Here is a 13,751-nt window from a genome sequence, read left to right as displayed (position 1 = left end):
TCGTGCAAAACGAACTCCTTATGATAGCCTCCATTTTCGTGTTCTTTGGAGGCTTGGTTGCTTTTTTCCGTTTTTTCGGTAAGCAGGGCATTTTCGCTTGGACCGTCATTGCAACGATTGCCGCAAATATCGAAGTCTTGATTCTCGTGCACGCCTTTGGGCTTGACACGACGCTCGGTAACGTCATTTTCGCATCGTCATTCTTGGCGACCGACATGATGAGCGAAATCTTTGGTAAAAAAGAGGCGAGCCGCTGCGTGAAAATCGGCATCATCGCGAATGTGACGTTTATTCTCATTTCGCAGAGCTGGTTCTTGTACATCCCGGCTGCAGGCGATACGATGGCAGAACCGATCCGTACGGTGTTCTCGAATACGCCCCGCGTGATGCTCGCGAGCTTGTTTGCCTACGCCATTTGCGAAATGTTCGACGTCTGGGCGTATCACGCCTGGTGGAAGTGGACCGAGAAAAGATTCAAGGATAAGAAGGGTTACTTGTGGGTCCGTAACAATGGTTCGACTCTTGTAAGCCAGCTCATGAATGTGTTCGTGTTCAATTTGCTTGCGTTTGCGGGCGTTTTCCCGTGGAATACCATTGGCGAAATTCTCGTGTTCGGCTACGGCATCTTTGTCATTACGACGCTTATGGATACTCCGTTTGTGTACCTTGCCCGCCGCATCTCCGAAAAACACCCGGAACTGCTGAAAGATTAGGCTTGTCATCCTGGAGCGTCGCGACGGGATCCAGAGCAGTTTTTTCGCCTATGTGATATAGATTAATTGCATTGGGCGTGTAAATTTGTATATTGTTACCATTAAACTTAAAAACTTGAGAAGAGGATTTTATGAAGTTTTCCCATGCTTTGATTTTGGCTAGCTCCCTTGCTTTCTTTGCTTGCGGTGGTGATGACGATTCTCCGTCTGCAGCTCCGTCCACTCCGACTTATGATTGCTCTGTAAGCGAAGCAACTGGTGTCAAGGTTGTTTACCCGGCTGGTGGTGAAACGTTCAAGATTGGCGAAACGATTGATGTTATTTTCGGTGTTGCTGTTGAAGACAATGGCTACCGCATCATCTTCAAGAAGAATGCTAGCGATCAGGGCATTGATTTGCTCGATGAACCTTATGACTTGAATGGATCTGCAGATGGCAAGACCTGCTATACGGCAAAGGTCAAGCTCGATGCTGAATCTGTTGAAGCTACTATGACTGGCGCTATTCGCGTTGCTCCGTACAACAAGCAGAATAAGGGCAACAACTCCGGTCTCTTCATTGTCAAGGAATGATTCCTCAATTCAATGATCAAAGTATCACCGTAGCCGTTGTCGGTTGCGGTGGTTTTATTGGTTGTCACCTTCTTGACGCCATTTTGACGCGCACTAAGTGGCGCGTTTTTGGCGTTGATTTGGATTTTTATAGAATTCAGCACCGACTGAATGACGAACGTTGCGTGTTCATGGTCGCTGACCTCGCCGATAAGAGCGTCGTTGAACGTATTGCAAAATACCCGATTGTCGTGAATTTGGCGGCAATTTGCACGCCGAGCCGCTACATGGCGGAGGCTCCTGAAGTTATCCGCAGCAATTACGACCATCCGGCAGCGTTGGCTGATGCTTGCGCAAAGTCGGGCTCTTGGTTGATTCATTTTTCGACGTCCGAGATTTACGGGCGTACGTCGGCGGATTCGGGATTGCTTATTGAAGACGAATCCGAGCTGACTTTTGGACCGGTGACGGCGAGCCGTTGGAGCTATGCAACTGCGAAGCTTTTGACGGAACGTTATATCGCGGGCCTCAAGAATTTGAAGTGGACGGTGGTTCGACCGTTCAACTTTGTCGGACCGTACATGGACTTTATGCCGGGCGTCGATGGCTCGGGCATTCCGCGAGTGCTCGCGAATTTCTCCTCGGCTCTTGTGCGCGGTGAGCCGCTGAAGCTTGTGAATGGCGGTGTTGCAAAGCGCAGTTTCACGAGTGTATTTGATGCGGTCGATTTTATGTTCGCGCTGTTTGAAGCAGAACTCTCGACAAGTGCAACAGGAAATGCCGCGGAAAAATCGCCGCTGTCACAGGCTTTCAATATCGGGAATCCGGAAAACGAACTTACGATTGCGGAACTCTCCAATAAAATGCGCAAGATTTTTGCCGAAATCAAGGGCGTAAGTGTTGATACAATTCCTGAACCGGAAGTAGTTTCTGGCGTAGAATATTACGGCGAAGGTTACGAAGATTCCATGCGCCGTTTGCCGTCTGTAGAGAAGGCGGAACGCTTGCTGGGCTTTAAGGCAAAGACTCCGATTGACGTCGTTCTGCGCGAATCGTTGACGTGGTTTGTAAATCACTATGGATCTAAATCGTCATCCTGAGCTGCGCGAAGGATCCAGTTATGTCTTGTTCTGCGATAGATTACTTTATTTTCGTTCCTGCGTACAACGTAGAAAATACGCTTGGCGAAGTCCTCTCCAAAATTGATGAATCTGTTTTGTCGCGTGCACACGTGCTCGTGATTGACGATGGCTCGCGTGATGGAACGGCTCAAGCGTATGAACACTTTATGTCGAATTGCGCGGAAAATGCGGAAAGTGCGGGAAATGCACGCGACCTCAAATCGCGTTTTCAATATTTTAAGTTTGAACAAAATAGCGGCTACGGTGCTGTTGTCAAAAAGGGCCTTGCGGAAGGAATAGCTTCTGGTGCGGCGTTTGTCGCTTGCTTGCACGGAGATAATCAATACCCTGCTGAAAAGTTGGGCGCGTTCTTTGCCGAAATAGAAAACTGCAATCTCGACTTGTTGCAGGGCTCGCGCCATGCGGTAGCGGGGGAGGCAAAGCGTGGTGGCATGCCTTTGTACAAGCGCGTTGGCGGAGCGTTTTTGACGGCACTTGAAAATTTGGCTTTCCGTGTGAAACTTACGGACCGTCACAGTGGTTTTATCGTTTATTCTTCGCGATTCCTGAAAACGGTTGACTTAAATCGCTTGAGCATGTCGTTTGATATCGATTTGGAACTGATTGCGATTGCCGATGCTCGCCGTTTCGCGATTGCGGAACTCCCAATCCCGACGCGTTACGCCGATGAAAAATCGAACCTCAATGTAGTCACGTACGGCATGCGTGTTTTGTGCCAAATCTGGCGAAGAATGCGGGCTTCGAAGCTCTAAGTTCTACTCACAAAAATTGAATAACTGGTCCCTGTCTACTTCCTGCCGCCTACTTCCTACTAAAAAACATATATTATAAGCATGGTTAAAGATTTAATTCATGCTTTGAATGGTGTTCTGCTTGGCAAGCAGGATCAGGTTGAAATGCTTGTGATGGCGCTCCTTGCCGATGGTCACGTGCTTATCGAGGACGTGCCGGGGACGGGCAAGACGACGATTGCAAAGGCGCTTGCCGCAGCGATTGGCGCTGATTTTGCGCGTATCCAGTTTACTCCGGATTTGCTTCCCGCCGATGTGACGGGTGGCGCTGTGTTCAAGGCGAATACGGGCGAGTTTGAAATTCGCAAGGGACCTGTCTTTACGCAGGTGCTTTTGGCGGATGAAATCAACCGTGCATCTCCGAGAACGCAGAGTGCGCTTTTGGAGGCGATGGAAGAGCGCCAGGTCTCGCTGGAAGGTGAACGCCATGCGCTCCCGAAACTTTTCATGGTGCTTGCAACCGAGAATCCTGTGGAATTTCATGGCGTGTTCCCGCTCCCTGAAGCGCAAATGGATAGATTCTTGGTGCGCCTTTCCCTTGGGTATCCGACGGCGGAAACGGAACTTGGCATTTTGCGTGCGCATCGTGATGGACGACCGCTTGATACGCTCAAGGCGGTGACAACTCCCGATGAAATTATTGCAGTGCGGAACGATGTCCGTAAGATTCACATTGATGAATCTCTTGAAATGTACGTGGTTTCGCTGGTGCAGGCAACGCGTGTAAATCCGGCGGTGCGCTTGGCGGCAAGCCCGCGTGCGGGAATCAACCTCATCAAGATGGCGCAAGCTTGCGCGTATGTCGCGGGTCGCGATTTCGTGAATCCCGATGACATCCAGCATGTGTTCTTCCCGGTGATGGAACATCGTGTGTTTGCAAAAGATTCGAACACTCCCGGCGCCTCCAGACAAATTCTCGAAGGCATCTTGAAACAGGTGCGAGTGCCGAAGTAATACGTTTCGTCATCCTGACGCCAAAGGCGGAAGGATCCAGTAAAGTTTTTATGATGCATTTTTTCCGCTGGTTTATAAACGCTATTCCAAGAAGTCCCAAGCGCAAGGGACTCTTGATGCGTTTGTACTACATTTGGCAAGAAGGCTTTACGCAGGTGGGGCATGCGGCGGCAGCGCTGATGCTGTTCTCGATGTTTGCGGGAGCGGTGCCTGGATTCTGGGCGGCGTGGGTGTTTTGCGGCTTGGATTTCATGTATTTTTTGGCGCTTGTACCATGCCTCTTCATGACCGCACGCAAGAGCAAGTTCAAGGCGGGTGACATTTCTGTCCGGAACGTTTATGAGGGGAAAACGTCGACCATTGACTTGCACGTTACTGCTGAAGACAAGCTAAATGCGGTGTCGCTTGGATGTTTCCGCATGGATCCTTCGCTTAAGTGCGAAGAGTCTTCGTTTGTGGCGATTGCTGCTGGAGAAACTGCAAAACTCACTTGCAAAATCCAGACGAAAAAGCGCGGCGCATTTGAAATCCCAAAAGTGGCGGTGATTATTCCGGAAATCAATGGTGCCTTGCGTTATGCGGCGAATGCAGGGAAAGCGGAATTGCTTGTGTTCCCGCGACCGTTGCGTGTGGGGACTTTCCCGTTTTTGACATCGGGTGCAAGCGGTGTTGTATTTGCTCCGCTGCTGATGCCGAGTCTTACACGCGGGATGGATTTTGTGGGCGTGCGCGAATATCGCGAGGGCGACTCTTTGCGCGATTTGCATCACAAGGCTTTTGCACGTTACGGAAAGCCATTCACGAAAGAATTTGAAACGGAACGTGGCGCGGGTGCGATTCTCGTGCTAGATGTAACTGCTCGTAACTTGCGCGAAAAATCGGCTGTTGAAATGTTGATTCGTTTGGCGGCTGGCGTGGGTTTGTGGCTTTTGGAACGCAAGGCGCTTGGGCGATTCTTCATTGGTGATGACGAAATTGCGCTTGTGCAGGGGGATGGTGGCGTGAGCTTCTTGGAAGCGCTTGCGCGAATTCCGGCTGTGTCTTGGCTGGAAACGCGCGCATCTCGAAGTGCGACAAGTGCGCGGAAACTTTGGTCGCCGGCGGCACGCCCGCTTGGCCCTGTGCTCCGCATGGGGCTTTTCGCGACTGAAGATCCGCTTGTGCATAAGCAGGTGATTTTGGATGCGCATTCCAAGTTGACAAATGAGTCGAAGACCGCAATTTCTGACGATGTTTTGGCTGTGAACGCGGCGCTTCTCGAACGCGTTTTTAATGAACGTTTGCGCTTAGAACAGTCTTCTCGCGAGCGTCCGCTTGAAAGTTCCCGCGAAGCGGAGGTCAGTCTATGATGAACTTCCGTGAAATTTGCAAGACGATTTTCTTCTGCATCGTTTCCATCAATTTGGGCGTTTCAAGCGGACTTGAAATTCTTGGCTTTGTTTTTGCAGCCTTGTTTATCGCGATTCACGTCAAACAATATTTGCTTTCAAAGTCTGCGACGAACCAGAGAAAAATCCCGCGTTACAGAAAAATTTTCGCATACGGTGCGATTGTCCCGTGTGCATTGTGGTGGGTACTCACGCCGAGCGTCGAAATGGGCGTCTCGCCGTACTTGGTCTTTATCCCGGCATGGTATTTACTTTACTTGGCATGGTTGCAAAAGCGGAGTCTCGGGAATGGCGGCTACGAAGTCTTTGTCGTGTTTAATGGCATTGCCGCGCTTTTCATGGGACTGTTCCAAGCGCCTCGCGCAAGCGTAATCAGTGCTGTTGTGGCGCTATTGCTTGCTGTATATGCGTTCGGTCGTCCGCACGTTGCTCTTTACAAGCGGCTGCTTTTTGTATTACTTTATGCGAGCTTGTGTGGCTCATCGTATCTCGGATTTAAATATTGGAAGAGCAATCGCTATTATAGTGGCCGTTGGGCTGAAGAGTATTACGTCAAGAATCGTGTGATGGGATTTGATCCCGTGGCTGCTTTAGGCTCCTTCTCTAGTAATTACAATTCCAAGTACAATAGCGAAATTGTCCTTCGCGTTTGGGATACGCTTGCTCCCACGTACCTACGTGCTGCCGCCTATGAAAAGTATGTAGCAGGCATTTGGAAACTCCCGACAAAGGCCGAAAAGAAACTTTATCCGGCTCGTTATCGAGTGGATTACGCTGTCTTTGAATTTGAAGATTCAGCGGCTGTAGCTCCAAACGTCAAATCAGTTTGGGTGCAAGCGACACTCAACAATTTTGGCTTTATGTTTGCGCCTGCGAATGTTGTGGGCGTGGCAAGCAAAAATGCGGACTCCTTGGATTATTATTCGACGAACATTTTTGCGGGCGCAAATGGAACTCGTAGCGACTGGTATTATTACGTGCCGGACTCTGCGGAAACACTTGCGATTACGGCGCATTTATCAGCGGATTCCTCGGCATCTTCTTTGGTTGACTCTTCAACGACATTTTCGGCTTTTTTGCAAATCCCGAGTAAAGAAATATCGCTCTTGGACACGATCGCCACAGCGATGTCACTCCCGCTCGCGCATCCGGTCCAAACTTTAAAAACAATAGAATCCTATTTTATCCATAATTTCAAATACTCGTACATCGTTCCCGGTCGAACTCCAAATTCAAAAAATGACCCCATTGCTCTTTTCTGGAAAAACAAGGAAGGCTATTGCGAGTACTATGCGACGCTTGCGACACTCCTCTTGCGCCATCAGGGAATCCCTGCGCGCTACGTGACTGGTTTTGCTCATCCTGAACACGTTGCGGGGCGTCCGTATGCGACTTTCCGCCGGCGTCATAGCCATGCCTGGGTCGAAGTTTATATCGACCATAAGTGGTACATTTTTGATCCGACACCGCCATTGACCGAAATGACTTTTGCAAAACCCTCCTGGCTTTCAACAAAGCTTGAAGGTTTGAAAGGTCGATTCTCTTATGTGATGCATTTACTCAAGGACGGTGAGTGGCGCCGTATTGTCGATAGCTGGCAAACCGCTTCGGAACGTATAGTTTCTAGCCCCATGCTTTATGTTGTTCTTGTTGTCTTGCTCCTTGTTTTTGCATTGCTCAAGTTCCGTGGGCATCGTCGCCAAATAAGTCAACAAAATGTTTCGAAGAGTGCTGCCCAATGGATTGCGCTCCTTGATGATGCTGAAAAAAGACTTGCTCGCTTGGGCTTCAATCGGGCTCCCGGCGAGACTGTTCCCGTTTTTGCTAAACGTGTGGAACAGGCGTTAAATACTGTGCAGACAACTGTGCGAACAACAAAAAAGGCGAGCCGCAAGGACTCGCACTTCGAACAAAATTTGTCTGCCGCATTAGAGCAGTTGCGTGAGTACGAACGCAACCGCTGGCGTGCTTAATTGGCTGTTTCGAACTTGTAGACTTCGCTTGCAGTCTGCTTTTCAACAGCGTCGGATTGCTTCATTTCCGGTTCCATGAAGAAAATGGAGGGGAGTGTTAATGTGACTTGGTTGCCGTTGACAGCGATGGTGGGGGTGACCGAGATGGTGCTCTTTGCCATGCATTCGTTGCCGATTTTGGCCACGAGCGTGAGCGAAGTGCCTGCGATGCTCCAATCGCCATAGGTCTTTCCTGTGCCGGTAATGCAATCTGCCTTGCTTAAGCTGGAGTTGACGAATTCAAATTTATTGACGTTTTTGGCATCGACATAGAACTTGAGTGTTGCCGGGTTTGCGGTTAAGTCGTGGCTCGGGTCGATGAGGGATACGACTTCTCCTTCAACGGTTCTTGTAACGGTCGGTCCGTTGATGCTCCAGGTGCCCATAAGGCAATCTGCGGAAAGCCCGGTGGAGCACTGCTGTGCTTTGGACGGAGGGGTGGTCGATGTATCATCACCGCAAGCGACGAGCATAGCGGCTGCAGCAAGGGTTGCCAAAATTTTGATTGTCATAAAAATCCTCTTTTAGTTGGAATATAAATAAAAAAATTGATGTTGCAGAACCCTACAACGCGATTTTCCAAAGATTTAACATAAAAGGGATAATCGAAAATATATTTCAGATAGTTGTTGGGGGGCATTTTCAGTGCCCCAAGGAGTGTTAGATGAAAGTCTCGCGTTTCGTGGGCTTGTTTTTCGGTTTGGGGCTTGCCGTGTCGGCTCATGCTGCTCCAGATCCAAATTTCCACATTTATCTTGCTTTTGGCCAATCCAATATGGAAGGCCAGGGCGACGTCGGTAGTCAGGATAAGACCGTTGACGAACGTTTCCAGGTGCTCTGGGCGGCAAATAATGGTTCTTGTTCAGGGAAAACCAAGGGAAAATGGGCTACGGCAGTGCCTCCGTTGGCGCATTGTCAGGGCGCAAAACTTGGACCTACGGACTATTTTGGCCGCACGATGGTCGAAAAGACGGATTCTAAAATTAAGGTGGGTGTTATCGTCGTGGCTGTTGCCGGGTGCAGTATCCAACTGTTCGACAAGGATGGCTATGCCAATTATGCTAGGTCCCAGCAGAGCTGGATGACGCAGCGCATTAATGAATATGGTGGAAATCCTTACGGTCGCTTGATTGAAATGGCTAAGAAGGCTCAAGAAGATGGTGTCATCAAGGGGATCATCTTCCACCAGGGTGAAACGGATGCTGGTGACGGTCAATGGCCCTCCAAGGTCAAAAAGGTTTACGATAACATTATTAAGGATTTGGGTCTTGGCAATGATGTGCCGTTCCTTGCGGGCGAAGTGTTGCGTAGCGGCTCTAGCAAGGGCGCGAACAACAATATCGCTAAACTCCCGCAACAGTCAAAAAACTTTTATGTAGTTTCATCCGAAGGATTTAATCAGGCTCTTGGCGATGGACAGAATGTGCATTTTACATCGCAGGAATACCGCGATTTTGGCAAGCGTTATGCCGAAAAGATGATTGAAGTCCTTGGAAACAAGTTGGATCCTGTTGCAGAATCGAGCAGTAGCGAAGCGCCGTCGAGTTCGTCAGAAGCGGAAAGTTCATCGAGTGTTGATGTTTCTTCGAGTTCGACTGTAGGCGGAATTATCTTCTCGGATGCTGTGCGTTCTGTGTCGATTGGTCATGTGGCGTATGCAGGTGATTTTGTACAAGTTCCGCTTTCTCTATCGAATGCTGGCTTTGTGAATATTCGCCTTTATTCTGTGCTCGGTACAGAGGTGGCTAGTGTAAGTCGCTTATTGAGCTCGGGATTGAGTAATGTTTTGATCTCTAAGCGAAAAGTACCTGCGGGCGTTTATATGATGAGTGTGATGACTTCGTCATCATACATTGTGCAGCGCGTGAATTTACAATAATAAGTTCTCCTCAATGCTAAGGGCTCCGTGATTTTCACGGGGCTCTTTCCTTGTGTTTTTTTTATGGAAAAAAGAGTGAAATGTGTTAAAATGTGCTACTAAATCATTGAAAACTTAATTTTAGTAGCATGATTTTGATACAAAGTAATTGAAAATTGGGGCGTAAACGCTGAAATTTGAGTTGGATATGCTACTAAATATCAAAAAACGAAATATTAGTAGCACGAACAGGGTTGCTTATGCCTTTTTACTACATATAAAGTCGAAAATTGTGCTACTAAATCGCTGAATTTCGTGTTTTAGTAGCATGTTTTTGGGAAAAAGTCTTTTTTGAGAATGAAATGTTGCGGAAACACTTATTCGATACTCACGACTTCGAGCTCGTCGCCTGCGACTTTGAACTTGACTTCAAATTCGGCGAACGGGAAACCATAAACGCGCTCGGGATCGTTCTGGTAAGCGGGGCGCGGGTCCTGCTCCAAGACTTTTATCAGAGCGGTGCGTTTTTCTTCACTCAGCTTTGCAAGTACTTCGGGATTCTTGACGTGTACTTTGTTCTGCTTCACGGCGTCTGCAAAACCGCCGACCGCTTCGGGATGCGCGTCCGTGTAGGGGAGGTACGGCTTGATGTCTACAATCGGGGTGCCGTCCATGAGGTCTGCGCCGCTCACAACGATTTCAGGACCTTCAGGACCGTCGAGGTTGATGGCTTCAATCTTCACGCAAGAAAGTGCCACTGGATTCGGGCGGAAACTTGAACGTGTGGCAAAAACTCCGAGACGCTTGTTCCCGCCGAGTCTAGGCGGGCGCACGGTTGGGCTCCATGTGCTGCGGATGTTTTCCGAAAAAATCCACATAATCCACAAGTGGCTAAAGCCCTCAAGACCGCGGAGTGCATCGGCATTGCGATATTCCGGTTCAAAGCGTATTGTGGAACGCAAGTTCTGCACAAGCCCGCTCTGTCGCGGAATGCCAAACTTTTCACGGAAATCGCTTTTAATTCGCGCAATAATTTTAAACGTCAGTTCTTGCATCGCCTAACAACATAGCAAAAAAGAAAGGCCAGAGTTTGCAAGCATTCGCTTTGGACTCTAGCCTTTTTAAGTGTGGGATTGATGATTATTGAAACCTATTTAATCGCAATCGCTTTTTTCAAGAGCAACTTGCCGTTAGCGCCGACAACCTTTGCGATGTACTTGCCGTTCGGGAGCTTTTTGAGGCTTACGCTTCTGTTGCCGTTCACGTCTGCAGTGAGGAGCGTCTTGCCGTTCAGTGCGATAACTTCTAGCTTGCTTTCGCTCGGGACGTTCACCTGCAAAGTTTTATTCTGCTGCGTGAGTGTTGCCTTGCCAATGTTGAGTGCTACCTTGTTGAGGCCGGTGGGCGGAACTTCGACAAATTCAGTGCCTTCCGGAGCGCCCACGATGGTGCCACGGCCCACGGTGCTCATGTAGACGACGCCGAAGGTGTTCATGTCGCCCTGCACGAAGTTTCCGTTACCCGGACCGCCGAACTGGTGCATGTCGTCATTGACGCGTTCAAAAGTCTTGCACTTGTCTGTACTGCGATAGATGCCAATCGGATCGCCAGACTTTGCGGCTCCCCAGATAAAGATGGTCTCGTAGTCGGCTCCTTCCTTAGCTTTGCCGATACCCACGGCGATTGCGGTTGAAGCGCCTTCGCAACGGTTCCAGCTCTTGCCGCCGTCTTCTGTGTAGGCAAGTCCGTATTCGGTGAATCCCTTGGGCTGCCAGACTTGTGCTTGGTCCATCGGTACCCACAGATGTCCTTCTCTCTTAGGAACGGTGCGGATGAGTCCGCCGCCGTTGTAGTATTCGCCGGCCTGTTCGTTCTGCAAACGGGCTTCGGATTCAGCAAAAGTCTTGCCTCCGTCGATAGATCTGTAAAGCGAACCCATGCCGCCCATGACGTAGAACGTTTTGGGGTCCACCGGGTCTGCGACGATGCGGGAATAGTTTGTCTGCGTGCCCGTTTCAACAGCGGTCCAAGAGGCGCCATTGTCGTCGGATCGGTAAACGGTGGCGCCCTGGTCTGGACGGTGCAACATGATTTTGCCGTCAGCAGAAAGTACCACCAAGCCCTTCGGGCCCTTGAGCGTGGTCTTCACGCTGTCCCAAGTCTTGCCCATGTCGTCGCTGCGGTACATCACGTTGAAGTTCTGCGAATCGTACTTGCCGTAAACGGTAATCACGCCTGTGCGAACCAAGCTTCCGGTGAGCGGAGCGTAACCCATGCTTTCGGTCGTGCCGATGGTCGGCTTGTGGCGCTGGGCGCTCTGCTTGATGTCCGTATAGACTGCGCCGTCGTAGTCACCGATGGCGGTGACCAGCGGGCCTCCCGGAATGCTCACGATGTCGAGCGGCACAGTCTCTTCGATGCCCTTAGACATGAACTTCCAGAGAGGAACCTTTGCCGAAACGTCTTCGGTCATGAAGATGCCGTTACCGCTAGTGACCCAGGCCTGCTTGTTGTTGAACGGGTTGATTTCAAGAGAACCCGCCCAGTGGATGGCGTTGCCCGGGATCCAGTCGGTGCCGTTGGCGTCGATGTTCGGAATGTCGTTGTAGTGCTGGCCGTGATTCCAAGTCTTGCCGCCGTCTGTGGTGGCATAGATGCGGTCGCCGTAGTTTTCCTTTTCGTCTTTGGTCACGTGGCGGCCGGTGTACTTGCCCAGCGTCGAAATCACAATGTGGTTCTTGTCCTTGGGATCAATGGCGACGCCGCCGTAAGAGCTCTTGTCCTTTTCGTAGCTCTTGGTGGTGCTGCCTTCGTGTTCCACGGAATCGCTCGGGGTAAGGTCGGTCCACGTGCCGCCAGCGATATTGTACTTGTAAAAACCACCACTTGCGATGTTATACGGACCGGGGCCGTCGGCGAAAGTCACATACATGTCGCCGTCGACAATCTTTGCACGGTGCGGCATGAGTCCAGTGGGGACGCCCTTGATGACTTCCCAAGTAGCGCCGCCGTCGTGGCTTACTTGCAAATTATCCTTGGTTTCGGAAATGCCGATGTAGATGGTCTTGGTGGAACCGTCGGCGTTCTTGCCCTGCGATTCGTCGAACATCACAAAGCTGATGCCGTTCACGCCGTTCAGGCTGGATTCTGTGGCGGTAGAAAGGGCGACCTTGTAGGCGCTTGTCCAGGTCTTGCCGTAGTCGGTACTCTTGTAAAGTCCCTTGGTGCGGCTACCGCAGAAGATGATGTTTCCTTTGTTGGGGTCCACGGCGAGCTTTTCGCCGGTCTGGCGGCCCATGCCGTTACCGTGGGCGAGCATTTCCACATAGCTAGTGTCCCAGGTGGCGCCGAAGTCTTCACTGCGGAGCACGGCCGTGCGGCCCTTGCTGAAATAGCCGGTACCTGCGAGCACGTAAATGCGCTTGGGATCGTTGGGGTCGAGAGCAAAGGCTTCGGTACCGTAAAGGCCTTTGTCGTTTTCCGAGATGAAGTCCATCAGCGGAATCCAAGTCTTATTTTGAAAATCGAAGCGATAGATACCGCCCACGTCAGTGCGGGCGTAAAGCAAATTCTCGGCCTTGGGGTGGAACATCACGGCAGAAACGAATCCACCGCCGTCAAAGCGGACGTTGCCCCATTCGTACTTTTCGGCGTTAGCGGTCGTGGCGAGGGCGAGTGCGGCGATGCCGATTATTGAAATTTTACCAAACATATCGTCTCCGTTGGAATTTTGAGAACAATTAAAACCCTTACAACTATAGTTAATATATATAAATATTTGAAAAAACGGTTCTTATATAAACCTTAATTTGAGAAAATTTTTGAGAACATTTTGAAAATGAGGTTGGTTGTAAAATGTTATGCCCCTTTTTCTGTGTTTAAATCATTTTACGCAAAAAAAGAAAAATTTCCGGAATTTTTTCCTCAAAATAGCGTGTTAATGTAATAGGTGGGGAATGATCCTTGCCGTTATATGAGGATTTGAAATGACAAGAGATGAATTTTCGCTTTTTCTTAAGGTACTCAAAAATGTTCAGGAAAAGGGTGGAGATGTTGATGCCTATGTTAAGCAGTACGAAAATAGGAATGTCTACTTTTTTAACGATGGCTGTATCAAGAAAATTCTTGCGAGCGAGAAAAATCTCGCGCTGACAACGGACTTGATTAATGCGGCGCTGAACCTTGTCGGTTCAGACCGTATTGAAAATCCGAAACTCGTGAACCCCTATGTTCCGGGGGAACTGGGACACCGCAGTATTGAACCTGATTTGTTGCTGACGAATGAACGTGGTGGTGAAATACCGCGCGACCGCATTTCGATTGAAATTCAGCATGAAAATCA

At 49.7% G+C, this 13,751-nt stretch carries 12 protein-coding genes; 9 read left to right on the top strand and 3 right to left on the bottom strand.

Annotation, left to right across the window (positions count from 1 at the left end):
* Positions 1–2: 2 nt before the first annotated feature.
* From B9Y77_RS12605 to B9Y77_RS12575, 7 genes are all read left to right on the top strand, one after another.
* The gene (locus B9Y77_RS12605) at positions 3–713 is read left to right on the top strand and encodes a queuosine precursor transporter (protein ID WP_176221767.1); all 711 of its coding nucleotides are present in this window, start codon (positions 3–5) and stop codon (positions 711–713) included.
* Positions 714–844: 131 nt separating this feature from the next.
* Positions 845–1,285, top strand: a complete 441-nt coding sequence (locus B9Y77_RS12600) for a hypothetical protein (protein ID WP_085491887.1) — start codon at positions 845–847, stop codon at positions 1,283–1,285.
* Positions 1,282–2,364: an NAD-dependent epimerase/dehydratase family protein gene (locus B9Y77_RS12595; RefSeq protein WP_085491886.1), complete on the top strand. Its 1,083-nt coding sequence runs from the start codon at positions 1,282–1,284 to the stop codon at positions 2,362–2,364. Before B9Y77_RS12600 ends, B9Y77_RS12595 begins: the two co-directional genes overlap by 4 nt.
* A 20-nt stretch (positions 2,365–2,384) precedes the next feature.
* On the top strand, positions 2,385–3,158 hold the full coding sequence (locus B9Y77_RS12590) for a glycosyltransferase family 2 protein (protein ID WP_085491885.1): 774 nt from the start codon (positions 2,385–2,387) through the stop codon (positions 3,156–3,158).
* 81 nt (positions 3,159–3,239) lie between these two features.
* Positions 3,240–4,151, top strand: coding sequence for an AAA family ATPase (locus tag B9Y77_RS12585; protein ID WP_085491884.1), 912 nt, complete (start codon positions 3,240–3,242; stop codon positions 4,149–4,151).
* A 50-nt stretch (positions 4,152–4,201) separates the two neighbouring features.
* On the top strand, positions 4,202–5,500 hold the full coding sequence (locus tag B9Y77_RS12580; protein WP_254900030.1) for a DUF58 domain-containing protein: 1,299 nt from the start codon (positions 4,202–4,204) through the stop codon (positions 5,498–5,500).
* Positions 5,497–7,512, top strand: coding sequence for a transglutaminase-like domain-containing protein (locus B9Y77_RS12575; RefSeq protein ID WP_085491883.1), 2,016 nt, complete (start codon positions 5,497–5,499; stop codon positions 7,510–7,512). The genes B9Y77_RS12580 and B9Y77_RS12575 overlap by 4 nt, the downstream gene beginning before the upstream one ends.
* On the opposite strand, the gene B9Y77_RS12570 is transcribed toward B9Y77_RS12575, so the two are convergent.
* Positions 7,509–8,063, bottom strand: a complete 555-nt coding sequence (locus B9Y77_RS12570; RefSeq protein ID WP_073425035.1) for a hypothetical protein — start codon at positions 8,061–8,063, stop codon at positions 7,509–7,511. The two genes, B9Y77_RS12575 and B9Y77_RS12570, sit on opposite strands and share 4 nt — an antisense overlap.
* Positions 8,064–8,215: 152 nt before the next feature.
* Here B9Y77_RS12570 and B9Y77_RS12565 point away from each other — a divergent pair, with 152 nt between their 5' ends.
* The gene (locus B9Y77_RS12565) at positions 8,216–9,430 is read left to right on the top strand and encodes a sialate O-acetylesterase (protein ID WP_085491882.1); all 1,215 of its coding nucleotides are present in this window, start codon (positions 8,216–8,218) and stop codon (positions 9,428–9,430) included.
* Between the two features lie 356 nt (positions 9,431–9,786).
* On the opposite strand, the gene tsaA is transcribed toward B9Y77_RS12565, so the two are convergent.
* Both tsaA and B9Y77_RS12555 read right to left on the bottom strand, forming a co-directional pair.
* Positions 9,787–10,464, bottom strand: a complete 678-nt coding sequence (tsaA, locus tag B9Y77_RS12560; RefSeq protein WP_085491881.1) for a tRNA (N6-threonylcarbamoyladenosine(37)-N6)-methyltransferase TrmO — start codon at positions 10,462–10,464, stop codon at positions 9,787–9,789.
* A 95-nt stretch (positions 10,465–10,559) separates the two neighbouring features.
* The gene (locus tag B9Y77_RS12555) at positions 10,560–13,121 is read right to left on the bottom strand and encodes a VPS10 domain-containing protein (protein WP_085491880.1); all 2,562 of its coding nucleotides are present in this window, start codon (positions 13,119–13,121) and stop codon (positions 10,560–10,562) included.
* Between the two features lie 274 nt (positions 13,122–13,395).
* On the opposite strand from B9Y77_RS12555, the gene B9Y77_RS12550 reads away from it, so the two are divergent.
* On the top strand, positions 13,396–13,751 hold a 356-nt coding region (locus B9Y77_RS12550; RefSeq protein WP_139829324.1), incomplete at its 3' end, for a hypothetical protein.

Source organism: Fibrobacter sp. UWB13 (assembly GCF_900177805.1).
In the GTDB taxonomy this organism is placed as follows: domain Bacteria; phylum Fibrobacterota; class Fibrobacteria; order Fibrobacterales; family Fibrobacteraceae; genus Fibrobacter.
The sequence above is the reverse complement of the archived record's forward strand: the minus strand, read 5'-3'. Positions and strand labels throughout refer to the sequence as shown.

Excerpts from the sequence above, each read along its gene's own strand:
- B9Y77_RS12600 (WP_085491887.1), top strand. The coding sequence starts at position 845 with ATGAAGTTTTCCCATGCTTTGATTTTGGCTAGCTCCCTTGCTTTCTTT.
- B9Y77_RS12595 (WP_085491886.1), top strand. The coding sequence starts at position 1,282 with ATGATTCCTCAATTCAATGATCAAAGTATCACCGTAGCCGTTGTCGGT.
- B9Y77_RS12590 (WP_085491885.1), top strand. The coding sequence starts at position 2,385 with ATGTCTTGTTCTGCGATAGATTACTTTATTTTCGTTCCTGCGTACAAC.
- B9Y77_RS12585 (WP_085491884.1), top strand. The coding sequence starts at position 3,240 with ATGGTTAAAGATTTAATTCATGCTTTGAATGGTGTTCTGCTTGGCAAG.
- B9Y77_RS12580 (WP_254900030.1), top strand. The coding sequence starts at position 4,202 with ATGATGCATTTTTTCCGCTGGTTTATAAACGCTATTCCAAGAAGTCCC.
- B9Y77_RS12575 (WP_085491883.1), top strand. The coding sequence starts at position 5,497 with ATGATGAACTTCCGTGAAATTTGCAAGACGATTTTCTTCTGCATCGTT.
- B9Y77_RS12570 (WP_073425035.1), bottom strand. The coding sequence starts at position 8,063 with ATGACAATCAAAATTTTGGCAACCCTTGCTGCAGCCGCTATGCTCGTC.
- B9Y77_RS12565 (WP_085491882.1), top strand. The coding sequence starts at position 8,216 with ATGAAAGTCTCGCGTTTCGTGGGCTTGTTTTTCGGTTTGGGGCTTGCC.
- tsaA (WP_085491881.1), bottom strand. The coding sequence starts at position 10,464 with ATGCAAGAACTGACGTTTAAAATTATTGCGCGAATTAAAAGCGATTTC.
- B9Y77_RS12555 (WP_085491880.1), bottom strand. The coding sequence starts at position 13,121 with ATGTTTGGTAAAATTTCAATAATCGGCATCGCCGCACTCGCCCTCGCC.